Genomic DNA, 22,399 nt, shown 5'->3' on the forward strand with positions numbered 1-22,399 from the left:
GCGCGACCCGATGCGCACGGGCGTCTTCGGGGTGGTGCTCGTGGTGTGCGTCGTGCTCATCGCCTTCGGCTACGCGGGATTGCCGTTCTGGCCGCAGGGGAAGATCTACGACGCCTACTTCTCCGACGCCGGCGGTATCAATCCCGGCAACGCGGTATATGTCTCGGGCTTCAAGGTGGGCAAGGTGACGTCTGTCGGCCTGGCCGGAGACAGCGCCAAGATCAGCTTCAGCGTGGATCGCCATGTCGCCGTTGGCGATCAGTCGCTCGCTGCGATCCGCACCGACACCATCCTCGGTGAGCGCTCCATCGCGGTGAGCCCGGCCGGTAGCGGCAGGTCGACCACCATCCCGCTCAGCCGCACGACCACGCCGTACACGCTCGCCGGCGCTCTGGAGGATCTCGGCCAGAACGCCAACAACCTGAACAAGCCGCAGTTCGAGCAGGCGCTGAACGTCTTGACCGACACGCTGCATGACGCCACCCCCGAGCTGCGCGGTGCGCTCGACGGTGTGACGACGCTGTCGCGAACCCTCAACCGCCGGGACGAGGCGCTGCAAAGCCTGCTGGCGCATGCGAAGTCGGTGACAGGCGTGCTGTCCCAGCGGGCCGGCCAGGTCAACAAACTCATCGACGACGGCAACGAGTTGTTTGCCGCGCTCGATGAGCGGCGCGCCGCCCTCGGGCGGCTGATCTCGGGAATCCAGGGCCTGTCCGCGCAGATCTCCGGCTTCGTCGCCGACAACCGCAAGGAGTTCGGCCCGGCCCTGAGCAAGCTCAACGACGTGCTGAGCAATCTGAACGAGCGCCGCGACTACATCACCGAGGCCCTCAAACGGCTGCCCACCTACGCGACCGAGCTGGGCGAGGTCGTGGGCTCGGGACCGGGATTCAACGTCAACGTCTACGGTGTGATCCCCGCGCCGCTGCTGGCGACGATGTTCGACTTCTTCTACCAGCCCGGCAAGATGCCGGCCAGCCTCGCCGATTATCTGCGCGGCCTCATCCAGGAGCGCTGGATCATTAGGCCGAAGTCGCCATGATCCGACGGATCGCCGCCAGCCGCGGGCTGCGCTACACCACCGCCATCGCGCTCGTCGCGGTGTTGGTGGGTGGCGTTTATGTGCTGTCGTCGAGCGGCAATACGCGCAGCATCGTCGGCTACTTCACGTCCGCCGTCGGGCTCTATCCCGGTGACCAGGTTCGCGTCCTCGGCGTTCCGGTGGGTCAGGTCGACACGATCGAGCCGCGGCCCTCCGACGTCAGGATCACCATGTCGGTGTCCAAGGACGTGAAGATCCCCAAGGACGCGAAAGCCATCATCATGTCGCCTAACCTGGTGGCGGCGCGGTTCATTCAGTTGACCCCGGCATACACCGGGGGCGCGGTGCTGCCCGACGGCGGACGCATCGGCCTTGACCGGACCGGGGTTCCGGTGGAGTGGGACGAGGTCAAAGAATCACTGACGCAACTGGCCGTGCAGCTCGGTCCCACCACGGGATCGATGCAGGGGCCCTTGGGACGGGCGATCAACCAGGCCGCGGACACGTTCAACGGCAACGGCGAATCTTTCCACAACGCGTTGCGTGAACTCTCGCAAGCCGCTGGGCGGCTGGGCGATTCGCGCAGCGACATCTTCGGCACGGTCAAAAACCTTCAGGTTCTGGTCAACGCGCTGTCGGCCAGCAACGAACAAATCGTGCAGTTCGCCGGCAACGTCGCCTCGGTCTCCCAGGTGCTGGCCGACAGCTCGCGGCACCTCGACAACACCCTGGGCACGCTCAACAAGGCGCTCTCCGACGTCAGGGGCTTCCTGCACGAGAACAACTCGACGCTGATCGATACGGTCAACAACGTCAACGATCTGGCCAAGACCCTCAGCGACCAGAGCGACAACATCGAGCAGGTGCTGCACGTCGCGGGGCCCGGCATCGCCAACTTCTACAACATCTACGACCCCGCGCAGGGCACCCTCAACGGCCTGCTGTCGATTCCGGAGTTCGCCAACCCCGTGCAGTTCATCTGCGGGGGCTCTTTCGAGACCGCCGCCGGGCCACGCGCGCCCGACTATTACCGGCGTGCCGAGCTGTGCCGCGAGCGGTTGGGGCCGGTGCTGCGCCGGCTCACCGTGAACTATCCGCCGATCATGTTCCACCCGCTGAACACGATCACGGCGTACAAGGGTCAGATCATCTACGACACCCCGGAGACCCAGGCCAAGTCGGCGACGCCGGTCCCGGAGCTGACCTGGGTCCCGGCCAACGGCGCCAAGACGCCGCCCGCCGCCCAGAACCCTACGGACCTCCAGGCATTGCTGGTTCCGACCGCCCCGCAGGCGGGTCCGGCTCCCGGCCCCGCGCCGGCGTTGGGTAATGCCGGTCCGCCCCCCGGACCCGCCGCGGGGAGCGCCTTTGGGCCGCTACCCGGACCGGCGCCGGCGCAGGCGCCGCCGCCGCCCAACCAAGGGGGCGGCTGAGTGAACCGAATGTGGTTGCGCGGTGGTGCTTTAGCGGCGGGCACCGTGCTGCTGGCCGGCTGTCAGTACAACGGTCTGAACTCGCTGTCGATGCCCGGCACGGCGGGTCACGGCGGCGGCGCCTACTCGATCACCGTCGACCTGCCCGACGTGGCCACGCTGCCGCAGAACTCTCCGGTCATGGTCGACGACGTCACCGTCGGCAGCGTCTCGGGCATTCAGGCCGAGCAACGGCCCGACGGATCGTTCTACGCGGCAGTGAAATTGTCACTGGACAAGAACGTCACGTTGCCCGCCAACGCGACGGCGACGGTCGCCCAGACGTCGCTGCTGGGTTCGATGCACGTCGACCTGGCCCGCCCCAAAGGCAAGCCGGCCGTCGGCAAACTGACCGACGGGTCGAAGATCTCCGAGTCCAACACCGGGCGCTATCCCACCACCGAAGAGGTGCTGTCGGCCCTCGGCGTCGTGGTGAACAAGGGCAATGTGGGTGCCCTGGAAGAGATCACCGACGAGACCTATCAGGCCGTCGCGGGCAGGCAGGACCAGTTCGACGGCCTGATCCCCCGGCTGGCCGAACTAACGGCCGGGCTCAACCGGCAGGTCAACGACATCATCGACGCGGTCGACGGCTTGAACCGATTCTCGGCGAGCCTGGCGCGCGACAAGGACAACCTGGGCCGGGCGCTAGACACGCTGCCGGACGCGATCCGGGTCCTCAACAAGAACCGCGACCACATCGTCGAGGCGTTCGCCGCGCTCAAGAAGCTGGCCAACGTGACGTCGCATGTGCTGGCAAAGACCAAGGTGGACTTCGCCGCTGACCTCAAGGACCTGTACTCGGTGACCAAGGCGCTCGCCGACAACCGGAAGAACTTCGTCACGTCGCTGCAGCTCTTGTTGACATTTCCGTTCCCCAACTTCGGAATCAAGAACGCGGTCCGCGGTGACTATCTCAACGTGTTCACCACGTTCGACCTCACGCTGCGCCGCATCGGTGAAACGTTCTTCACCACGGCGTATTTCGACCCGAACATGGCTCACATGAACGAGATCCTCAATCCCCCCGACTTCTTGGTCGGGGAAATGGCCAACCTGTCCGGACAGGCCGCCGACCCGTTCAAGATTCCGCCCGGCACGGCTTCAGGACAGTAGGGGGCGGGCGCAGATGCACGACAGACTGACCAAGATCCAGCTGTGGATATTCGCGGTGATCACCGCCGTCACGTTGACCGTGATGGCGATCTTCTACCTGCGGCTGCCCGCGACGTTCGGGCTCGGCACCTACGCCGGGACCGCCGATTTCGTCGCCGGCGGCGGCCTGTACAAGAACGCCAACGTCACCTACCGTGGCGTCGCCGTGGGCCGGGTGGAATCGGTGGGGCTCAATCCCCATGGCGTCACGGCAGGAATGCGGCTGAACAGCGGCACCCCCATCCCGTCGAACGTCACCGCGACCGTCAAGAGCGTCTCGGCGGTCGGCGAGCAATACATCGACCTGGTGCCGCCGAGCACGCCGTCGGGGACCAAGCTGCGCAACGGATTCCGGATCGAGCAACAGAACACCCGGATCGGGCAGGACGTTGCCGAGCTGTTGAAACGGGCGGAGGCGCTGACCAACAGCCTGGGTGACACCCGCTTGCGCGAGGTGTTACATGAGACGTTCATCGCGGCCAACGGGTCGGGGCCCGAGCTGGCCCGGCTGTTCGAGTCGGCCCGCTTGCTGGTCGACGAGGCCAACGCCAACTACCCGGAAGTCTCCCAGCTCATCGACCAGGCCGGCCCGTTCCTGCAGTCGCAGATTCGCGCCGGGGCCGACATCAAGTCGCTGTCCGACGGGCTCGCGCGGTTCACTTCCGAGGTGCGCCAGGCCGATCCGCAACTTCGCGAGACCCTGGCCACGGCCCCCGGCGCGGCAGACGAGGCCAGCACCGCGTTCTCCGGCATCCGCCCGTCCTTCCCGACGCTGGCCGCCAGCCTGGCCAACCTGGGCCGGGTCGGCGTGATCTATCACAAGTCGATCGAGCAGCTGCTGGTGGTGCTGCCGGCGCTGTTCGCCGCGATCACCACGGCCGCCGGTGGCGCACCGCAGGACGAGGGCGCGAAGCTGGACTTCAAGCTGGACCTCAACGACCCACCGCCGTGCGCCGTCGGCTTCCTGCCCCCGCCGTTGATGCGCACGCCGGCCGACGAGACGGTGCGCGAGCTGCCGAGGGACATGTACTGCAAGGTGGCGCAGAACGATCCGAGCACCGTGCGGGGCGCGCGCAACTATCCGTGCCAGGAGTTCCCCGGCAAACGGGCGCCCACCGTTCAGCTCTGCCGGGACCCGAAGGGCTACGTTCCGATTGGCCGCAACCCGTGGCGCGGTCCGCCGGTGCCCTACGACACCCCGATGACCAATGGTCTGAACGTGTTGCCGCCCAACAAGTTCCCGTATATCCCGCCGGGTGCGGAGCCGGACCCGGGCACTCCCATTGTCGGGCCGCCGCCGCCCGGGGTGGTGCCGGGGCCGGGGCCGCTGCCGAACAAGCAGCCGGCATACGATCCGCCGCCGCCGAACGACAACGGGCCGCCGCCGCCGTTCACGTCGTGGCAGCCGCCCGGGGTTCCGCCGGTGCCGCCGCAGCTGCCGTATCCCAAGTGGCTGCCGCCGCCGGCGCCGCCGGAGGGGATCAATCCCCCGCCGGCGGGTCCGGGCCCGGAGAAGCCGTGGGGGCCGCCACCCGGTCCGCAGCCGCAGGCCAGCGGTCCGGCGTATGCCACCTACGACGAGAAGACCGGAGCATTCAGGGACCCGGCAGGCGGCACTGGTATTTTCGCGGCCGGTGCTAGCGGCGTGTCCAGCGCCGAGAATTGGGTGGACCTGATGCTTGATCCGAGGCCGATGTAGTGGCAGAAGAGCCAGCGACCAGTGCGCGCGTTCGTCGTCGGGCATCCCGGGCGGCCGGTCCCGCGATAGCCGAAGCGACGCGGGCCGCCACGGTGCAGGTCGACACCGCGCCGACGCGGCCGGCGCAGCCCGCCAAGACGCTGAAGTCGGTCAAGCCGCCGCCGCGGCGGCAGCCGAATCGCGCCCTGGTGGCGTGGATTTCGTTCGCCGCGATGTTGCTGGCCATCGGCGCACTGGCCGGTTGCCTGGCCGTGCTCGTCGTCCAGCAACGGCATGCGAACGCCCAACAGGCGCGCGACCAGCGCTTCGTCGACACCGCCACGCAGACGGTGGTCAACATGTTCAGTTACAAGCAGGACAACATCGACGAAAGCGTGAACCGGTTCTTCAACGGCACCAGCGGGCCGCTGCGCGCCATGCTCGGAGCCAACAACAACATCGAAAACCTCAAGGGCATCTTCCGCTCCACCGACGCGACGTCGGAAGCCGTCATCAACGGCGCCGCCCTGGAGGGCATCGACAACGTCACCGACAACGCGTCGGTGCTCGTTTCGGTGCGCGTCACGGTCGCCGACATCGACGGGGTGAACAAGCCTTCCATGCCCTACCGCCTGCGGGTCATCGTGCACGAGGACGAGCAGGGCCGGATGACGGGTTACGACCTGAAGTATCCCAACGGGGGCAATTGATGCGGTGGCGGCGCAGGCTGCTCGTCGTCGCGGGCTGCCTCCTGGCTTTGGTATTAATCGGGTTGTCCGCGGCGGGCGGCTGGGTCTACTGGGCACGGGTGCAGACGCGCGGGGAGGAGGCCGCCCGGGCGGTGCTGCCGGGCTTGGCTACCAAGGAGATTCCCGAGGTCTTCGCTTACGACTATCAGACGGTCGAACGCAGCCTCAGCGACGCGTACCCGTTGTTGACCCCGGACTATCGCCAGGAGTTCCGGAAAAGCGCCAACACACAGATCATTCCGGAGGCCAAGAAGCGGGAGGTGGTCGTCCAGGCCAGCGTCGTCGGCGTGGGAGTCATGTCCGCCAAGCGCGATTCGGCATCGGTGATGGTCTACATGAACCGGACTGTGACCGACAAGTCGCGGCAGCCGCTCTACGACGGCAGCAGGCTGCGGGTCGACTTCAAGAAGATCGGCAAACAGTGGCTGATCGCCTACATCACGCCGATCTAGTAAGTTCTAGTAGCACATCGCAATGCCGTTGCAGTACAACGGGTAACGTTGGATCGGGCTGGGCGGTGGCCCGGCCATCTGCAGCGAGAACGGCTGCTTCTTCATCTCCGGCTGCAGCCCACAGACGGCGCCGTGCAGGCTGGTGTGGGTGCCGCTCATGTTCTCGTCGCTGAACGCATAAGTGTCGGTGGATGGCGCGGTGCCGCCGCCGGGACACGAAACACCGTCCGTTTTCTCGACTTTGAAGGTCCACAGCATGCTGGACATTCGGGCCCTGCCGCTGAAGTTCTGCAACTTGTCCGCGGGGGTGATGCGTTCGGGCGTCGAGCTCACGATGTTCAGGGCGCAGTTCATCGCGAAGACGATCGGGTCGGAATAGTCGTTCATGTTGCGGGTTCCCGACGGCTGGTCGCACAGCGCCGTGACCGTCCACGTCACCCCGGAAACACCGGCCTCGTTGTAGTTGTAGTTGCCGTCCGGTGGCGGACCCACGGCGTGCGCCGGGTCGCCGGAGTCCAGCGCGATCCCGATGGCGACTGCCGAGAAGATGCCGGCGCCCGCGGCCAGCCCGCGACGGAGCTTCATCTGACCCCTCCCTCCACAACCCCTTGAGTATCACAGCGATTACGCGGCAACACCATGGGTTCAGGCGGCTTACTCGGCGTCCTGCGAACGCGGCTCCGCCAACGCCTCCAGGAACGACCGCGCCCACCGGTCGACGTCGTGCGCGAGGACCTGGCGCCGCATTGCCCGCATCCGGCGCCGGCCCTCCTCGACGGGCTGGGTGAGCGCGGCTTCGATCGCGTCCTTGACGCCGTCGAGGTCGTGCGGGTTGACCAGATACGCCTGCCGAAGCTCGGCGGCGGCACCGGTGAATTCGGACAGCACCAGCGCGCCGCCGAGGTCGCTGCGGCAGGCGACGTATTCCTTGGCCACCAGGTTCATGCCGTCGCGAAGCGGGGTGACCAGCATGACGTCGGCGGCCACGAAGAACGCGATCAACTCGTTGCGGGGGACCGGGCGGTGCAGGTAGTGCACCACCGGATGGCCGACCTCCGCGTATTCGCCGTTGATGTGGCCCACCTCGCGCTCGATGTCATTGCGCAGGATCTGGTAGCTCTCCACCCGTTCGCGGCTGGGCGTCGCGAGCTGCACCAGCACGGTGTCGTCGCGTTTCGCGCGCCCTTCGGCGAGCAGCTCCGAGAAGGCCTTCAGCCGCACGTCGATGCCCTTGGTGTAGTCGAGCCGGTCGACGCCGAGCAGCACCTTGCGGGGGCTGCCAAGCTCCGCACGGATCTCCCGGGCGCGCCGCCGAACGTCGCGGTCGCGGGCGGCGTGGTCGAGCGAGCCGGAGTCGATGGAGATCGGGAAGGCGCCCACCCGGACGACTCGCGACCCGAGATCGACCTCGCCGTACCGCGAGCGCACCCCGACCGAGCCGCGGGAGGTGTTGGCGCCGATCAGTCGCCGGGACAGGAACAGGAAGTTCTGGGCGCCCCCGGTCAGGTGGAAGCCGACCAGGTCGGCGCCGAGCAGTCCCTCGATGATCTCGGTGCGCCACGGCAACTGCATGAACAGTTCCACCGGGGGGAAGGGGATGTGCAGGAAGAAGCCGATGGTCAGGTCGGGCCGCAGCTCGCGCAACATCTTGGGGACCAGTTGCAGCTGGTAGTCCTGCACCCACACGGTCGCGCCGCGGGCGGCGGCGCGGGAGGTGGCCTCGGCGAAGCGCCGGTTGACCTCGACGTAGCGTTCCCACCATTCGCGGTGGTAGATCGGTTTGACGATGACGTCGTGATACAGGGGCCAGAGTGTGGCGTTCGAGAACCCCTCGTAGTACTGGGCGATGTCATCGGCGCTCAGCCGGACCGGGCGGAGCTCCAAGTCCTCCTGGACGATCGGCTCGTCATCGAAATCGACCTCTTCTTCGGCGACCCCCGCCCAACCGACCCACGCGCCGCGCCGGCGGCGCAGCAGCGGCTCCAGCGCCGTCACCAGCCCGCCCGGGCTGCGCTTCCACGACGTGGTTCCGTCGGGGAGCCGCTCCTGATCTACGGGCAGCCTGTTGGCGACCACCACGAAGTCGGAATGCCCCAACGTCGGCGTCTTCGAGTCGTGCCCGTTCCCGGGAGCCATCTACGCGTCGAGTTTTGCGGGCCCAATGCCGAGCATGGACAGGAAGACGCGGCACTCGTCGGCATCGGTCGCGTACGCCGCGACGACTCGCCTGGCCTGACTGGCGGTGCTGTCGGCGACCGGCTCGACGTCGCCGATCTCGCCAGGGTCAGATTTCGTAGCCATGACTTAACTGTAGGTGATGCACGATGGGCAGGTGAGTGAGGACTTGATGTTCGAGTTCCTCGACGTGATTGTGGAGCGGGACGGGGTGCGGGCGTTGGAAGGCCTGACGGCCGGCATTCCCGGGCGGGGCGTGACGGCCGTGTTCGGTCCGTCCGGATCGGGCAAATCGACCCTGCTTCGCTTGTGCAATCGCCTCGAGGTGCCGACGAGCGGCACGGTGTTGTTCCACGGGGAAGACGTCGCAGGCGTCGATCCGTTGTGGCTGCGGCGCCGGGTGGGCATGTGTTTCCAGCGTCCGACACCGTTCCCGGGGACGGTGGCCGACAACCTGCGCGCGGCCGATCCCGACGCGTCCGACACGCGGATGCGGGACACCCTGGCGAGGGTGGCGCTGACGGGGTCGTGGCTGGACCGCGACGCCACCGCGCTGTCGGGTGGAGAGGCGCAGCGCATGTGCCTGGCCCGCACGTTGATGGCCCAGCCGCAGGTGTTGCTGCTCGACGAGCCGACCTCGGCCGTCGACGCCGAAGCCGCCCGGGTGATCGAGCGGGCCGTGCGTGAGCTGGCCGCCGACGGCATCCCGGCGGTGTGGGTCACCCACGATGCCGCGCAGGTCGAGCGGGCCGCCGACAGGGTCCTGCGCATCGAACGGGGCCGCAGCCTGGGGCTCGGCCCGGTCGGGTCGGTGACGTGGTGAGCGGCCAGGTGGGCTGGGCGGGCCTGGCCGCGTCGCTGGTCCTGGTGGCGTTCGCGGCGGCGGTGTCGCTGTGGCAGCGGTTGGGGCTGCAGGGGCAGCTGGTGTGGGCGGCGGCCCGCGCCCTGGTGCAGTTGCTGCTCGTCGGCGGCGCACTGACGTTGCTGTTCGAACCCGGCCGCTCCGTGTGGTGGGCCTGGGCCTGGGTGGCCGGAATGGTGGCCTACGCGGGGGACCTCGCCCGTCGCCGGGCGCCGGAGGTGCCCCGGCTGGGGCCGCTGGCGGTCGCCGCGTTCGCCGCCGCGGCGGTCATCACCCTCGGCGTGATCTTCGGGCTGCGGGTGTTTCCCCTGCAGGCGCGGACATTGGTGCCGATCGCCGGGATGATGATCGGCAACTCGATGACCGCGACGGTGTTGGTGGCCCGGCGGCTGGTCGACGAGCTGCGCGACAAGCGCGACGAGGTGGAAGCCAGGCTCGCCCTGGGGCTCCCCTCCCGGCAGGCCGCCGCCCCCTACCTGCGGACCGCGTTGCGTTCGGCGATATCGCCGCAGATCGAGACGACCAAAGCCACCGGGCTGGTGTTCCTCCCGGGCGCCATGACGGGTCTCATCCTCGCCGGCGTCCACCCCGTGCAGGCCGTGCTGGTCCAGGCCGTGGTGATGTTCCTGATCCTGGGCTCGGTCGCGGCCACCACGGTCATCGTCGCGCTGGGACTCGTCCGCCTGGCCTTCACCCGCGACCACCGGCTGCTGCCGCTCGGCGGGCGGACGGGCGGCTCCGCCACCCACCGGTGACCCGCTTACACACTGACCGTAATGTGTAAAGACGTCGGACGTGAAAACGAGTGAGGTGGGCCGAATGACACTCTCCGAGCAAGCCGGTTCCCAGACGGGCAACGCCGATGCTGACGAGTTGGTGACCTACGAGACCCTCGACGAGGGCCGCATCGCGCGGATCTGGCTCAACCGGCCCGACGCCCACAACGCGCAAAGCCGCGGACTGCTGGTCCAGCTCGACGAGGCGTTTCTGCGCGCCGAGGCCGACGACACCGTGCGCGTGGTGATCCTGGCGGCGCGGGGGCGCAACTTCTCCGCGGGTCACGACCTGGGTTCGGAGCTGGCGATCGCCGAGCGCAGCCAGCTGCCGAGCTTCCGCATCAACGGCGGGACCCGCGATCCCATCGCGGAGAAGATCTACCTGCAGGAGTGGCACTACTTCTTCCAGAACACCTGCCGCTGGCGCGATTTGCGGAAGATCACCATCGCCCAGGTGCAGGGGAATGCGATCTCCGCGGGCCTGATGCTGATCTGGGCGTGCGACCTGATCGTGGCCGCCGACAACGCGAAGTTCAGCGATGTGGTTGCGGTGCGTCTCGGCATGCCGGGCGTCGAATATTACGCTCACCCTTGGGAATTCGGTCCCCGCAAGGCCAAAGAGCTGCTGCTCACCGGTGATGCGCTCGACGCCGACGAGGCCTACCGGCTCGGCATGGTGTCCAAGGTGTTCCCGGTCGACGAGCTGGCAGAAAAGACACTGGACTTCGCGCGGCGCATCGCCGACCGTCCCACGATGGCGGCGTTGCTGGTCAAGGACTCGGTCAACGCCGCTTCGGACGCAATGGGATTCACCGAGGCGTTGCGTCACGCGTTCCACATCCACGAGTTGGGGCATGCGCACTGGGCGGCCCACAACGAGAACAGGTACGCGGTCGGCCTGCCGCCCGATGTGGAGGACTGGCGCAACGCCAAGCCGACACAGGTGGCCCGCCGCGACACCCCGTAGTGCTGAGCGCTCGCTTGCGCCGGGTGTGACCCGCACCCGCTGCCGCGGCGAGTTCTTCCCGTGGTTCGATATCTAGAACCTGTTTCAGTTTGAGAGGGCGTCGCGTGCAGCTTTCTTTCGAAAACCGGACATATCTGGTCACCGGCGGTGGCAGCGGCATCGGCAAAGGCGTGGCCGCCGGGCTGGTCGCGGCCGGCGCCTCGGTGATGATCGCCGGCCGCAACCCCGACCGGCTGGCCGGGGCGGTCAGCGAGATCGAAGCGCTCGGGGGTCCCGGCTCGATTCGCTACGAGCCGACCGACGTCACCAACGAGGAGGAGGCCGCCCGCGCGGTCGACGCGGCGACGGCCTGGCACGGTCAACTCCACGGGGCGGTGCATTGTGCGGGTGGCTCGGAGACCATCGGGCCGATCACCCAGATCGACTCGGAAGGCTGGCGACGCACCGTCGACCTGAATGTCAACGGCACCATGTACGTGCTCAAGCACGTCGCCCGCGAGCTGGTCCGTGGCGGCGGCGGTTCGTTCGTGGGCATCTCGTCGATCGCGGCCAGCAACACCCACCGGTGGTTCGGCGCCTACGGGGTCAGCAAGTCGGCCGTCGACCACATGATGCAGTTGGCCGCCGACGAGCTCGGCCCGTCCTGGGTGCGCGTCAACAGCATTCGGCCCGGCCTGATCCGCACCGACCTGGTCGCGCCGGTGTTCGCCCTGCCGGAGGTGAGCGAGGACTACCGCGAGTGCACGCCGCTGCCGCGGCCCGGCGAGGTCGAGGACGTCGCCAACCTGGCAATGTTCCTGCTCAGCGACGCCGCCTGCTATATCACGGGGCAGGTCATCAACGTCGACGGCGGGCTCATGCTGCGGCGCGGTCCGGACTACTCGGCGATGCTGGAGCCGGCATTCGGCGCCGACGGGCTACGCGGAGTCGTCTGAAGACAGGCCGGCGTCTCGGTCGGCGAGCGTGGCCAGGGCCGACCAGTCCAGGTCGGCGCCACCCGTGGCGACCAGGGTGAGGAAGCGGTCGCGCAACAGGCTCGCCACCGGCAGGGGCACCTGCAGCTGCTCGGCGGCGGCGAGTGCCAGCCGAACGTCTTTGAGGCCAAGCTGGGCGGCGAACCCGGCTGGCTCGAATTCCCGGCGCGCGATCAACCCGCCGTAGGTCTGGTAGACGGGCGCCGCGAACAACGTCGACGTGAGGATGTCGACGTACTGCTGCCTGTCAACCCCGGCCTTGGCCACCAGCGCCACGGCCTCGCTGACGCTCTCGATGACCGAGGCGATCAGGAAGTTGCCGCTCAGCTTCACCAGGTTGGCGGTGTGCGGCTGTTCGGACACCACGAAGGTCCGCTGCCCGATCGCGTCGAACACCGGCGCCAATGGCTGCAGGGTTTGCGGCCGGCCCGCCGCGACCACGAAAAGCTTTGCGGCCGCAGCCGCTTCGGGCCTGCCGAACACCGGCGCCGCGGCGTACCCCTGACCGGCTTCGGCGTGCGCGGTCGCCAGGCGCTCCGAGAGGGCCACGCTGATGGTGCTCGACGACACGTGGGTGGCGCCCGCCGCCAGCGAAGCCACGAGGCCGTCGTCGCCGAAGGTCACGGCCTCGACGGCGGCGTCGTCGGCCAGCATGGTGAACACCACCTCGCCGGTGCACGCCTCGGCGACCGTTGCTGCGGCGGCGGCGCCCCGCTGGACCAGGTACGCCGCCCTGCCGGGCGAGCGGTTGTAGACGGTGAGGTGATGGCCCGCCTTCAACAGGTTCGCGGCCATCGCCTGGCCCATCTTCCCCAAGCCGATGAATCCGATGTCCATGCGTCCACTCTGCCTTGTTCGGGGCCGTCCTTTGCGATGATGGGCGCCTAACGACGCGACGAGCACGGGAGCAGCGATGAAGCGACTCGAAGGCAAGCGGATCCTGGTGACCGGCGCCGCATCGGGAATCGGCCAGGCGACCGCGCTGCGCCTCCTGGACGAGGGCGCGGCCGTGGTGGCCTCCGACGTCGCGCAGGAGGGCCTGCAGGCCACGCGGACCCGCGCGGGCCAGGCCGCGACCGCCGGCCGCCTCACCACCATGCCGATGGACGTGGGGAACGAGGATTCGGTGATCGACGGCGTGCGCCGGGCCGTCGAATCCCTCGGCGGTCTGGATTCGGTGGTGAACGCCGCCGGCATCCTGCGCGCCGCGCACACCCACCAGACCAGCCTGGAACTGTGGAACCAAATCGTCGGAGTCAACTTGACCGGGACGTTTCTCGTTGTACGCGAAGCACTTTCAACACTGCTGGCAAATCCGCGCAGTGCGATCGTCAACTTCAGTTCGACCTCGGCATCGTTCGCCCACCCCTACATGGCGGCTTACGCGGCGAGCAAGGGCGGCATCCAGGCCTTCACCCATTCGCTGGCGCTCGAATACGCGCGCGAGGGCCTGCGCGCGGTGTGCGTGGCGCCCGGCAGCATCAAGTCCGGCATCACCGATGCGACCGGCGGTTACATCCCGAAAGACGCGGACTGGGCGCTGTTTTCGAGATTGATGCCGATCCTGCCCACCACCGTGGAGTCAAGCGGCACCGGGATGGCCGACCCGTCCGTGGTGGCCGGGGTGATCGCCATGCTGGTCTCCGAGGACGGCGCTTTCATCACCGGGACCGAGATCCGCATCGACGGCGGAACGCACGCCTAGCCTGCAACCGTGCCGCGGGTCCAATGGCGGCGACCCGCGGCGCCCGGCTTCGCCGCGCTTGCGATCGCCGCGGGTCCAATGGCGGCGACCCGCGGCGCCCGGCTTCGCCGCGCTTGCGATCGCCGCTAGTTAACGCACGGCACGCCGCCGCCGTCGATCGGCTTGCCCTGATCCGGCGTCGGGTAGGTCGTGGTGGTGCCGTTGTAGTAGTACGTCTTGGCCTTGGTGGACGTCGTGGTCGTCGACGTGTCATCCGCGGTGCCGTCGTCGACCATCGAGACCGAGAAATTGGTGTCCACGGTCACTCGGATGTGTCCGGGCTGCACGCTGGGGTCGGGCCGACTGGGCGCGTCGAGGCCGAGCAGTTTGGCCACGTTGCCCGCGTCGGTCTGCGCGCCGACGCCGTACGCGACCGTGCTCGCGGTCGGTTCGCCCGAGTTGCGGTCGCGGGTCTGCCCCGTGGTGTAGCCGTGGTTCTGCAGGGCGCGCGACACCTCGGTCGCGAGACCGCTCGTGTTACCGGCATTGATCACATCGACGACGGTCGACGGGTTCGGTTTGGCGGCCGTGGTGGCCGGAGTCGTGGTCGGGGGCGAGGCGCCGATGGCCGCGGCCACCTCGGCTTTGATCGCGGCCGGATCGATGATGTTGACGTCCTGGCCGTCGATGTTGTCGTAGCGCACCACCGGCAACGTCCGGAATTCGACGTTCCCGCTGGACGCCAGCGAACCCAGCCGCTGGATCATCTCCTCGTCCCAACCGGCCGACAGCACGACGTCCTTGCGTGCCACCGCCATCAGGCTCTTGAGCTTGTCCAGGTTGGTGAAGGTGCCGGCGGCCTGCAGCTCCTGCATGACCGACGAAATGAAGGCCTGTTGCCGATGGGTGCGGTCCAGGTCCCCGTTTTCCAGCCCGTGGCGCTGGCGAACGAAAGCCAGGGCCTGCGCGGCGTCGAGTGTTTGCCGGCCGGCCGGGAAGTCGGCGCCGGAATACGAGTCGTAGACGGGATGGTTGAGGCAGACCTCCACCCCGCCCAGGGTTTGCGCCAGGTCGTAGAACCCGGCCAGGTTGACCTCGGCGAAATAGTCGATCGGCACGCCGGTCAGGTTTCGCACCGCGCGCAGGGTCGCCGCCCGGCCGGCCTCGCGCCCCTTGGTCTCGAGCTCTTTCTGGCTGCTGGCGCCCTGGTTGGCGAGTTTGTTCGCGACGTACTGCTTGGTGAGGCCGTACGCCTCCTTGATCTTGATGTGGTTGTATCCGGGGACCCCGGTGAAGGGCACCCAGTCGTCACGCGGAATCGAAAACGCGACGACCTTGTTGTCGGCGCTGACGTGCACCAGGATCAGCGTGTTGGTGTTGTAGCCGCCGTCGTCGGAATCGCCCGCATGCAGGTGCTTGAGGATCGACCAGGGCAGGTCGTTGCCGTCCTGATCTTTACGCGAGTCCAGGCCGATCAACAGGATGTTCATGTTGTCGCCGCTGGACCGCGGGTCGTCGGGCTGTAGGGCGTTCGAAACGGTGATCCCGCCCAGTGCCCCGTGCGCCACGTAGTACCCGGCCCCGGTCAGGCCGACCGCCGCGACGGAGACCAGCGCGCCCAGGGTGCGCGTCAGCCCTCTGCGAAAACGTGAGGGTCGACGGACGGCTCGATGGCGGCGATGGGCACCGCCCGAGCGGGCCATCACAAACCTCTGCCCACACCCAGCGCATCACCAGGCACCGCAACGGCGGTTTGCGGCGATGTCGCTTCGAGCATGGTGACAAGTATGCGTTAGCTTGCTGTGAAGCCCCCAATCGAGAAGGCCCTCCAGGCCGGCCCCGCCCGGCGCGCCGGGCCCCCGCGCGCGGCGGCGATATGCGCGTGACCAGCGTTTTCTGCGTTCGGTGTCGCGCCGTGGTCTCGACAACGTCACACCGGCGGGGAGATCGCCCCGAAGTCGTTACCGAGCCGACACCGCTACTAGCGGGCGTTGACGAGGTCTTCGCCCGAATCGTAGAAAACGGTGATGTTCGAGCCGGTGATGACCTCGGCCACGTACACACCGAGCGGTTCGACCTCGTAGTAGTAGTGAACGTTGCCCCGCGGGTCCACCGCCGTCGCGCACGACAGGCCCGGCGCCCCGCATCGTTGCTTGATGGGGACGGCGAGAACGGCGAGGAGCACCACCACAGCGATCCCGACGGTCATCGGAACTCTGCCGCGTGCCCGCCTCGTCGGCGTCGGATGCATCACCGTTGGAGTGTATGCGGCTGGCCCGCCCGGTTCGGCCGCACGCAGTAGGGTTTTGCAGCTATGGCCGTCGCAAACCCGGACCGGACACCGTCGCCGCAAACCCGGGTCGAGGTACTGGGCAACATCGGGCCCAACTGGTTCGCGTCCGTCATGGGCACCGGGATCGTCGCCATCGCCGGTGCCACCCTGCCCGTGCATGTGGTGGGCTTGCGCGCATTCGCCCAAGTGGTCTGGGTGATCGCCGCCGTCCTGCTGGTGGCGCTGATCCTGCTCGTCGGCGGGCACTGGTTGCGCCACCCCACCGTGGCGCGCACCCATGCGCGCAATCCGCAGATGGCGCACTTCTACGGCGCCGCGCCGATGGCGCTGATGACGGTCGGTGGGGGAGCGGTGCTGGTCGGACGGGACCTGATCGGTGGGCGCATCGCCGTCGATCTGGATTGGGTGTTGTGGACCGCCGGAACGCTGGGCGGCCTGTTCACCGCGGTGAGCATTCCGTTCCTGATGTTCACCCAGCACAACGTCGAGCCCGACGCGGCCTTTGGTGGTTGGCTGATGCCGGTGGTTCCGCCGATGGTGACCGCGGCCACGGGCGCCCTGCTGCTGCCGCACATGTCGGCGGGCACCGCGCGCGCGACCATGCTGTACGGCTGCTACGCGATGTTCGGGCTCTCGTTGCTGGCCTCGCTGAACATCATCGCGATGATCTGGGCGCGCCTGACCCTGTACGGCACGTCGGGCTCCGCGCGCGTGCCCACGCTGTGGATCGTGTTGGGACCGCTGGGCCAATCCATCACCGCCGCGGGGCTTTTGGGTGCCAGCGCCGGACTGGCCGTCGACCCTGAACTGGCCGAGGACTTGAATGCTTTCGCCGTCCTCTATGGGGTTCCGGTGTGGGGTTTCGCGGTGTTGTGGATCGCGTTGGCCACCGCGCTGACCGTGCGCACGCTGCGGCGCGGCATGCCGTTCGCGCTCACCTGGTGGAGCTTGACCTTCCCGGTCGGGACCTTCGTCACGGGGACCTCGCAGCTGGCGGGCCACACTCACCTGCCCGCGTTCCGGGTGGCGGCGGCGATCGCTTACGCAGGGCTGTTGTTCACCTGGTTGCTGGTGGCTGCCCGTACCGCGCGGGGGAGCCTGCGCGGCAACCTGCTCCGGCTGCCGCCGAGCGCGGCGCCCGTCAAGGCCAGCAAGGAACCGGTGACCTGAGCGGCGGAGGCCGGTGCCGCTGAGGTTTCGACTCCCGGGGCCCGTGGGTAGGCCATCCTGAGCCCGATCGGGGGGCGCAACGACGAGTGCCGCGGCGGACCGAGCGATTGCCGACCAAGCCGGGCGTCTGCCGCCGTCGAGCGCCGAACAGGGACAGCAAAAGCTCTACCAGGACCGGAGGTTTTAAGGATGCGTGCTGAGGAAGGCGACGAATCGGTCAAGGATTACGCCGCGGAGGGCGAGCAGACCCTCGGCAAGATCAAGGCGTCCCAACGAGCGGGGAATCGGCTCGGCGACGTCGCCAAGCGGTTCGCTCGGCTGTGGCGAGGCGATCACGCGCCGCGGAGCGAACGCGACCCGGGTTAGTCACGCGGGCGCCGGATATCGGTGCGCCCACGGGCTGGCTTCCTCGAGTTGGGCCGCCAGCCGCAGGAGGTCGCCGTCGGCGCCCAGCCGCCCCACCAACTGCACGCCGAGCGGAAGCCCGCTATCGGTCCAATGCAGGGGCACGCTGATCGCGGGGCGCCCGGTGATGTTGGCGAGTTGCGTGTAGGGCACCCATCCCAGGCTTTCCTGGACCAATTGGTCGAGAATCCCGCTGAGCGCCATGACTTTTCCCGCGCGCAGCCTGCTGGCGACGCGGGCCACGTGTTGCAGGGGCCGCGGTGTCGCGGTGGCGCCGACCCGCAGGGGCGGCGTGGCCAGCGTGGGGGTCAGCAGGCAATCGAAGGTCTGGTGGAACGAGGCCAGCGAGCGAATGTGATTGTTCCTGTTTTCCAACGCGAAGATGGGCGCCAGGACGCCGGCGGACCGGGCGAGTTCACTGACCGCCAGCGTGTCGGCCTCGAAATCACGGTCGCGTGCGCCGGTGCGGTGTCGGGCGTCGGCGACGTGGTGATAGAGCTGCGCGAACCAGATGGTCAGAAAGTCACGGGCCAACGCGTCGTCGTCGTACGGCGGCGGAACCTCCTCCACCCGATGTCCCAGATCGCCCAGCAGCGCCACCGCCCGTTCCACCGCGGCGATGGCCTCCCGGCCGGGATGCGGGTTGATCGCCGAGGACCACGAGTATCCGATCCGCAGCCCCTCCGGACGACGGTTGATGTGCTCGGCGAAAGTGCCTGACGGAAGGGCGACTTCGTAGGCGGCGTGCGGATCGCGGCCGATGACCGCGTCGCACAGGGCGGCGCTGTCGCGCACGGTGCGCGAAACGACGCCCTGGGTCACCATGCCGAACATCGGCTCGCCCGTCTGCGGGCCATAGGGTGACAGACCCCGGCTGAACTTGAGGCCGACGAGCCCGTTGCAGGCGGCGGGGATGCGGATCGATCCGCCGCCGTCGTTGGCGCCGGCCGCCGGAACGATTCCGGCCGCGACGGCGGCACCGGATCCTCCCGATGAGCCGCCCGGAGTGTGGTCGGTGTTCCACGGGTTGCGCGCCGGTCCCCAATAGTCCGATTCCGTGACGCCCTTGGCCCCGAACTCCGGGGTGTTGGTCATGCCGAAGATCACCAGCCCCGCGTCCAGGAACCGCTGGGTGACCAGGGCGTGCCGGTCGGCCACGTCGTTGGCCAGCGACCGGGAACCGCTCGCGGTCGGAAAGCCGCGATACTCCTGGGCAAGGTCCTTGATCAGGAAGGGCACGCCGGCGAACGGGCCGCTCAGGTTCGGGTCGGCGGCCCGCCGGTCGGCCACCTCGCCGAGGGGTCGGACGATCGCGTTCAGCCGCGGGTTCACCGCGTCCGCGCGTCGCCGCGCCAACGCGAGCAGTTCGGGCGGCGTGACCTGCTTGCGCTCGACCAGTCCGGCCAGCGCGGTCGCATCCAAGGACATGTACTCGTCAAGCCGCATCGTTTTCTCCTCGGGACGCCCCGCTGCATCGTATTGAAGCGGCTTAGTATCACCTGATGCCCATGGCAGTTGAATCGTTTTCGATCCAGGGGCCCGGCGGCGTGCGTATCGTCGCAGACCGCCTGGGCGATCCGCAGGCGCGGGCCGTGGTGTTCCTGCATGGCGGTGGGCAGACCCGCCGATCGTGGGGCAAGGCCGCTGCGGCCGTGGCGCAGCGCGGCTGGCAAGCGGTCACCGTCGACCTGCGTGGCCACGGCGAATCCGACTGGTCCGACGAGGGCGATTACCGCGTCGTCAGCTTCGCCGGTGACGTCCAGGAAGTGCTGGCCGCGCTGCCGCCGCAACCGGTGCTGGTTGGCGCGTCCTTGGGCGGCTTCACCTCGATGTTGCTCGCGGGTGAGCTCTCGCCGGGTATCGCCAGCGCGGTCGTGTTGGTGGACATCGTGCCGAACATGGACCAGTCCGGGGCCAACCGGATACACGCCTTCATGTCCGAGCGGGTGGAATCGGGGTTCGCCTCCCTCGACGAGGTCGCTGACGCGATCGCGGAGTACAACCCGCACCGGCCGCGCCCGACGGACCTCGACGGCCTGACGACGAACCTGCGCCGCCGGGGTGATCGCTGGTATTGGCACTGGGATCCCCAGTTCATCAGCGGGACCGCCGCGTTTCCCCCGTTCGAGGTCACCGACCCCGACCGCATGCACGCGGCCGTGGACGCGATCCTGCGCGCCGGCGTGCCGATGCTGCTGATCCGGGGTCAGATGAGCGATTTGGTCAGCCAGGATCGCGCCGACGAATTCCTGTCACGCTTCCCGCAGGTCGAATTCACCGACGTGCGCGGTGCCGGGCATATGGTCGCCGGCGACCGCAACGACGTCTTCGCCGACGCCATCCTCGGCTTCCTTGCCCGCCATGCCGATGGCTGACGCTCGGCATCTCGGATGAGCCGAACCGCATTGCGCGGCAAGTCATTCACTAAAAGTTCTGTCGCTCACGTCAATTCGGTCACGTGAGCCGGCGGCCGGGAACTTCGCGCCCAGGGGGCCGAAACGTGCGTGCGCTGTTAACATGCTGCCCGACACATGAAGAGAGGCGGCGTGGCCATGCGGTGGTTGCGAGGGTGGGGTCTGGTCGGTGCCGTGGTCGTCGCTTCGACGACGCTCGCGAGTCCGGCGCGAGCGGAGGCGGGCGTGACGCCGGGCATCAAGGTCGGAGACGACAACAACTCGTGCACAGCGGGATTCGCGGCCCAGGGCAGTGACGGCAGCTATTACCTGATGACCAGCGGCCACTGTGACGGGCACGACGGCTCATCGTGGACATACGGCAATGACGTCCCGCTCGGAAAGATCACCGCCAGCGAGAAGGAGGGTGATGCAAGGGACGCCGCGATCATCCTCTTGGACCCGAGCGTCGGAGTCCCCCTCGGGCATGTCGGCGGACGCTACGAGGTCCGGGATGTGTTGAACGCGGACCAGATTCGTGAGGGCATGCCCTTCTGCAAGGTAGGTGCGGTGACCGGTGAAACGTGTGGTTTCGTGAGACACGTGGACGGCGGCGTCGTGGAAGCCAGCGTGTTCAGCCTCAACGGTGACAGCGGCAGTCCTGGTTTCGTCAAGAACCCCGACGGCACCGTAAGTGCGGTAGGTCTGTTGACGTCCTCGCCCGACGGTGACGATTACACGACCGACTTCACGCTCGTCGACCCGGTGCTGGGCAAGTGGGGCCTTCGCGTTCTGCCTTGACGGGCAAGCACGCTCGGCCACGTTCACAGCGTTTGCAGCTCCCGGGTACCGGGTATCACGACCCGCGGTATTGGTGGGGGGCTCGCCCCGTTGACGAGGCCAATGAGTTGTGCAGTGCCACACCGGCGACACGAAGGAGAGCAGTAGTGAAGCATGGGATGGTCGTCGGTGTGGCGGGCGTGGCCGTAGTGGTCGCCGCGTGCGCCGGCTGTTCGAGCAACAAATCCAGCACGGGATCGTCGGGTTCGTCGGCGCCGTCCGCGGCGGGCCCGCAGGTCATCGTCGACGGTCAGGCTCAGAACGTCAGCGGCCAGGTCACCTGCACACCATCGGGTGACAACACCAACATCGGCATCGGTGACCCGACCGCCGGGGTTGGCGCCGTGGTCAGCACCGCGAACCCGCCCATCGTCCATTCGGTCGGACTGGGCACTGTCAACGGCATCACGCTCGGCTTTTCCGACGCCGCCCCCAACCAGGGCGGGAACGCCGGGGCCGCGGTGAACGGGAAGACCTACGCAATCAAGGGCACCGCGACAGGGCTCGACATGAGCAATCCGCAGCAACCGCAGCAGGTGACCAAGTCATTCGAGTTGGACGTGACCTGCCCGTAGCGCGGGCGGCCGACACCCAAGAGGGGACGCAGTTATGTCTATGAAACGTGTCGTCAGTGCGGCGGCTGTCGCGGCGGGCCTGAGCATCTCGGCGGTTACCTTGAACACCGGTTCGGCCTTCGCGGCTCCGCTCGACCCCCCGCCGCCCTGTCCCGGCTGTCATGGCGGCGGAGGCGGGGGCAACCCCGGCGGCCCCGGAGGGCAGCCGAGCGGCCCCGCTGGTGGGCCGGGCGGGCAAAACAACCCTCCCCAGGGCGGGCATGGGCAGACCCCGCCGCAGGGTGGGCCGAACAATGCGCCGCAGGGCGGGCCGGACAACGCGCCGCAGGGCGGGCCGGGCAACGCGCCGCAGGGCGGGCCGAACAACCCGCCGCAGGGTGGGCCGGACAACCCGCCGGAACCCAACGAGCACGGACAGTATCCCCAGCAGAACGGTCCGGACAACCAGCCGGGCGAGCACGGGCAGAACCCGCCGGGCGGACAATCCAACGCGCCCGCCAACGAGCACAACCCTCCGCCGCAAGGCAGGCAGGCCCTCAACCCGCCGAGCACCCAGCCCCCGCACCCGCCCTACGTTCCCCGCGGTACCTACGCCAGCGGCAACGCCCAGATAGGCGGGCCCGGCGACGCGCGTGCGGGCTTCAGCGTCGTGGCCCACGGCGCGCCGCCCCCCCCCCCCCCCCGCGGGGGCGGGGGGGGGGGCCGCGCCCCGCCCCGGCCCCCGCCGCCCCCCCGGG

General features: G+C 68.4%; 24 protein-coding genes. 17 read left to right on the forward strand and 7 right to left on the reverse strand.

Annotation, left to right across the window (positions count from 1 at the left end; genetic code table 11):
• Positions 1-10 precede the first annotated feature (10 nt).
• Genes BST44_RS21490 through BST44_RS21515 form a run of 6 tightly spaced genes read left to right on the forward strand, consistent with a single transcriptional unit; the run spans position 11 to position 6,548 of the window.
• Positions 11-1,042 carry a virulence factor Mce family protein gene (locus BST44_RS21490; RefSeq protein WP_142274627.1) on the forward strand — a complete coding sequence of 344 codons (1,032 nt, stop codon included), beginning with the start codon at positions 11-13 and terminating at the stop codon, positions 1,040-1,042.
• Positions 1,039-2,475: a virulence factor Mce family protein gene (locus BST44_RS21495; RefSeq protein WP_083179116.1), complete on the forward strand. Its 1,437-nt coding sequence runs from the start codon at positions 1,039-1,041 to the stop codon at positions 2,473-2,475. Before BST44_RS21490 ends, BST44_RS21495 begins: the two co-directional genes overlap by 4 nt.
• The gene (locus BST44_RS21500; RefSeq protein WP_142274624.1) at positions 2,476-3,630 is read left to right on the forward strand and encodes a virulence factor Mce family protein; all 1,155 of its coding nucleotides are present in this window, start codon (positions 2,476-2,478) and stop codon (positions 3,628-3,630) included.
• Positions 3,631-3,643: 13 nt separating this feature from the next.
• Complete coding sequence (locus BST44_RS21505) at positions 3,644-5,368, forward strand: virulence factor Mce family protein (protein ID WP_083179118.1); 1,725 nt, start codon at positions 3,644-3,646, stop codon at positions 5,366-5,368.
• Positions 5,368-6,057, forward strand: a complete 690-nt coding sequence (locus BST44_RS21510; RefSeq protein ID WP_208619863.1) for an Rv1363c family protein — start codon at positions 5,368-5,370, stop codon at positions 6,055-6,057. The genes BST44_RS21505 and BST44_RS21510 overlap by 1 nt, the downstream gene beginning before the upstream one ends.
• The gene (locus tag BST44_RS21515; RefSeq protein WP_083179120.1) at positions 6,057-6,548 is read left to right on the forward strand and encodes a mammalian cell entry protein; all 492 of its coding nucleotides are present in this window, start codon (positions 6,057-6,059) and stop codon (positions 6,546-6,548) included. Before BST44_RS21510 ends, BST44_RS21515 begins: the two co-directional genes overlap by 1 nt.
• Before the next feature lie 6 nt (positions 6,549-6,554).
• Here the strand turns inward: BST44_RS21515 and BST44_RS21520 are convergent, their stop codons facing one another.
• The 3 genes from BST44_RS21520 to BST44_RS29690 form a co-directional block, all read right to left on the reverse strand.
• Positions 6,555-7,133 (reverse strand): hypothetical protein, encoded by a 579-nt coding sequence (locus tag BST44_RS21520; RefSeq protein ID WP_083179121.1) that lies wholly within the window; start codon positions 7,131-7,133, stop codon positions 6,555-6,557.
• Between the two features lie 69 nt (positions 7,134-7,202).
• A complete protein-coding gene (locus BST44_RS21525) occupies positions 7,203-8,684 on the reverse strand; it encodes an alpha,alpha-trehalose-phosphate synthase (UDP-forming) (RefSeq protein WP_083179122.1) in 1,482 nt (493 codons plus the stop codon).
• Complete coding sequence (locus BST44_RS29690) at positions 8,685-8,849, reverse strand: hypothetical protein (protein ID WP_007166428.1); 165 nt, start codon at positions 8,847-8,849, stop codon at positions 8,685-8,687.
• Positions 8,850-8,865: 16 nt separating this feature from the next.
• Between BST44_RS29690 and BST44_RS21530 the strand changes: the two genes are divergently transcribed.
• The 4 genes from BST44_RS21530 to BST44_RS21545 all read left to right on the forward strand — a co-directional run bounded on the left by BST44_RS21530 (position 8,866) and on the right by BST44_RS21545 (position 12,263).
• Positions 8,866-9,546 (forward strand): ABC transporter ATP-binding protein, encoded by a 681-nt coding sequence (locus BST44_RS21530; protein ID WP_208619864.1) that lies wholly within the window; start codon positions 8,866-8,868, stop codon positions 9,544-9,546.
• A complete protein-coding gene (locus BST44_RS21535) occupies positions 9,543-10,340 on the forward strand; it encodes an ABC transporter permease (RefSeq protein ID WP_083179137.1) in 798 nt (265 codons plus the stop codon). The genes BST44_RS21530 and BST44_RS21535 overlap by 4 nt, the downstream gene beginning before the upstream one ends.
• Before the next feature lie 64 nt (positions 10,341-10,404).
• Entirely contained in the window at positions 10,405-11,328 is a 924-nt protein-coding gene (locus tag BST44_RS21540; protein ID WP_083179123.1) for an enoyl-CoA hydratase, read from the forward strand.
• A 104-nt stretch (positions 11,329-11,432) separates the two neighbouring features.
• Positions 11,433-12,263, forward strand: coding sequence for an SDR family oxidoreductase (locus BST44_RS21545; protein ID WP_083179124.1), 831 nt, complete (start codon positions 11,433-11,435; stop codon positions 12,261-12,263).
• On the opposite strand, the gene BST44_RS21550 is transcribed toward BST44_RS21545, so the two are convergent.
• A complete protein-coding gene (locus tag BST44_RS21550; protein ID WP_083179125.1) occupies positions 12,246-13,139 on the reverse strand; it encodes an NAD(P)-dependent oxidoreductase in 894 nt (297 codons plus the stop codon). The genes BST44_RS21545 and BST44_RS21550 overlap by 18 nt on opposite strands.
• Before the next feature lie 76 nt (positions 13,140-13,215).
• Between BST44_RS21550 and BST44_RS21555 the strand changes: the two genes are divergently transcribed.
• Positions 13,216-14,007 (forward strand): SDR family NAD(P)-dependent oxidoreductase, encoded by a 792-nt coding sequence (locus BST44_RS21555; RefSeq protein WP_083179126.1) that lies wholly within the window; start codon positions 13,216-13,218, stop codon positions 14,005-14,007.
• A gap of 125 nt (positions 14,008-14,132) precedes the next feature.
• Here the strand turns inward: BST44_RS21555 and BST44_RS21560 are convergent, their stop codons facing one another.
• Together BST44_RS21560 and BST44_RS21565 are read right to left on the reverse strand one after the other, a co-directional pair.
• Positions 14,133-15,689: an LCP family protein gene (locus BST44_RS21560; protein ID WP_142274625.1), complete on the reverse strand. Its 1,557-nt coding sequence runs from the start codon at positions 15,687-15,689 to the stop codon at positions 14,133-14,135.
• Positions 15,690-15,967: 278 nt separating this feature from the next.
• Entirely contained in the window at positions 15,968-16,195 is a 228-nt protein-coding gene (locus BST44_RS21565; protein ID WP_244184893.1) for a hypothetical protein, read from the reverse strand.
• Between the two features lie 105 nt (positions 16,196-16,300).
• On the opposite strand from BST44_RS21565, the gene BST44_RS21570 reads away from it, so the two are divergent.
• Together BST44_RS21570 and BST44_RS30490 are read left to right on the forward strand one after the other, a co-directional pair.
• Positions 16,301-17,449 (forward strand): TDT family transporter, encoded by a 1,149-nt coding sequence (locus BST44_RS21570; RefSeq protein ID WP_083179129.1) that lies wholly within the window; start codon positions 16,301-16,303, stop codon positions 17,447-17,449.
• 189 nt (positions 17,450-17,638) lie between these two features.
• Entirely contained in the window at positions 17,639-17,815 is a 177-nt protein-coding gene (locus BST44_RS30490) for a hypothetical protein (RefSeq protein ID WP_167380239.1), read from the forward strand.
• On the opposite strand, the gene BST44_RS21575 is transcribed toward BST44_RS30490, so the two are convergent.
• Entirely contained in the window at positions 17,816-19,300 is a 1,485-nt protein-coding gene (locus BST44_RS21575) for an amidase (protein WP_083179130.1), read from the reverse strand. It abuts the gene before it with no gap.
• A 62-nt stretch (positions 19,301-19,362) separates the two neighbouring features.
• On the opposite strand from BST44_RS21575, the gene BST44_RS21580 reads away from it, so the two are divergent.
• The 4 genes from BST44_RS21580 to BST44_RS30695 form a co-directional block, all read left to right on the forward strand.
• Positions 19,363-20,229, forward strand: a complete 867-nt coding sequence (locus tag BST44_RS21580) for an alpha/beta fold hydrolase (protein ID WP_208619865.1) — start codon at positions 19,363-19,365, stop codon at positions 20,227-20,229.
• Positions 20,230-20,400: 171 nt separating this feature from the next.
• Entirely contained in the window at positions 20,401-21,048 is a 648-nt protein-coding gene (locus BST44_RS21585; protein ID WP_083179131.1) for a S1 family peptidase, read from the forward strand.
• 146 nt (positions 21,049-21,194) lie between these two features.
• Positions 21,195-21,662, forward strand: coding sequence for a lipoprotein LpqH (locus BST44_RS21590; RefSeq protein WP_083179132.1), 468 nt, complete (start codon positions 21,195-21,197; stop codon positions 21,660-21,662).
• 40 nt (positions 21,663-21,702) lie between these two features.
• On the forward strand, positions 21,703-22,399 hold a 697-nt coding region (locus BST44_RS30695), incomplete at its 3' end, for a hypothetical protein (RefSeq protein ID WP_142274626.1).

The organism is Mycobacterium scrofulaceum (assembly GCF_002086735.1).
Taxonomy (GTDB): domain Bacteria; phylum Actinomycetota; class Actinomycetes; order Mycobacteriales; family Mycobacteriaceae; genus Mycobacterium; species Mycobacterium scrofulaceum.

Excerpts from the sequence above, each read along its gene's own strand:
- BST44_RS21490 (WP_142274627.1), top strand. The coding sequence starts at position 11 with ATGCGCACGGGCGTCTTCGGGGTGGTGCTCGTGGTGTGCGTCGTGCTC.
- BST44_RS21495 (WP_083179116.1), top strand. The coding sequence starts at position 1,039 with ATGATCCGACGGATCGCCGCCAGCCGCGGGCTGCGCTACACCACCGCC.
- BST44_RS21505 (WP_083179118.1), top strand. The coding sequence starts at position 3,644 with ATGCACGACAGACTGACCAAGATCCAGCTGTGGATATTCGCGGTGATC.
- BST44_RS21515 (WP_083179120.1), top strand. The coding sequence starts at position 6,057 with ATGCGGTGGCGGCGCAGGCTGCTCGTCGTCGCGGGCTGCCTCCTGGCT.
- BST44_RS21520 (WP_083179121.1), bottom strand. The coding sequence starts at position 7,133 with ATGAAGCTCCGTCGCGGGCTGGCCGCGGGCGCCGGCATCTTCTCGGCA.
- BST44_RS21525 (WP_083179122.1), bottom strand. The coding sequence starts at position 8,684 with ATGGCTCCCGGGAACGGGCACGACTCGAAGACGCCGACGTTGGGGCAT.
- BST44_RS29690 (WP_007166428.1), bottom strand. The coding sequence starts at position 8,849 with ATGGCTACGAAATCTGACCCTGGCGAGATCGGCGACGTCGAGCCGGTC.
- BST44_RS21530 (WP_208619864.1), top strand. The coding sequence starts at position 8,866 with ATGCACGATGGGCAGGTGAGTGAGGACTTGATGTTCGAGTTCCTCGAC.
- BST44_RS21540 (WP_083179123.1), top strand. The coding sequence starts at position 10,405 with ATGACACTCTCCGAGCAAGCCGGTTCCCAGACGGGCAACGCCGATGCT.
- BST44_RS21550 (WP_083179125.1), bottom strand. The coding sequence starts at position 13,139 with ATGGACATCGGATTCATCGGCTTGGGGAAGATGGGCCAGGCGATGGCC.
- BST44_RS21555 (WP_083179126.1), top strand. The coding sequence starts at position 13,216 with ATGAAGCGACTCGAAGGCAAGCGGATCCTGGTGACCGGCGCCGCATCG.
- BST44_RS21560 (WP_142274625.1), bottom strand. The coding sequence starts at position 15,689 with ATGGCCCGCTCGGGCGGTGCCCATCGCCGCCATCGAGCCGTCCGTCGA.
- BST44_RS21565 (WP_244184893.1), bottom strand. The coding sequence starts at position 16,195 with ATGACCGTCGGGATCGCTGTGGTGGTGCTCCTCGCCGTTCTCGCCGTC.
- BST44_RS21570 (WP_083179129.1), top strand. The coding sequence starts at position 16,301 with ATGGCCGTCGCAAACCCGGACCGGACACCGTCGCCGCAAACCCGGGTC.
- BST44_RS30490 (WP_167380239.1), top strand. The coding sequence starts at position 17,639 with ATGCGTGCTGAGGAAGGCGACGAATCGGTCAAGGATTACGCCGCGGAG.
- BST44_RS21575 (WP_083179130.1), bottom strand. The coding sequence starts at position 19,300 with ATGCGGCTTGACGAGTACATGTCCTTGGATGCGACCGCGCTGGCCGGA.
- BST44_RS21580 (WP_208619865.1), top strand. The coding sequence starts at position 19,363 with ATGGCAGTTGAATCGTTTTCGATCCAGGGGCCCGGCGGCGTGCGTATC.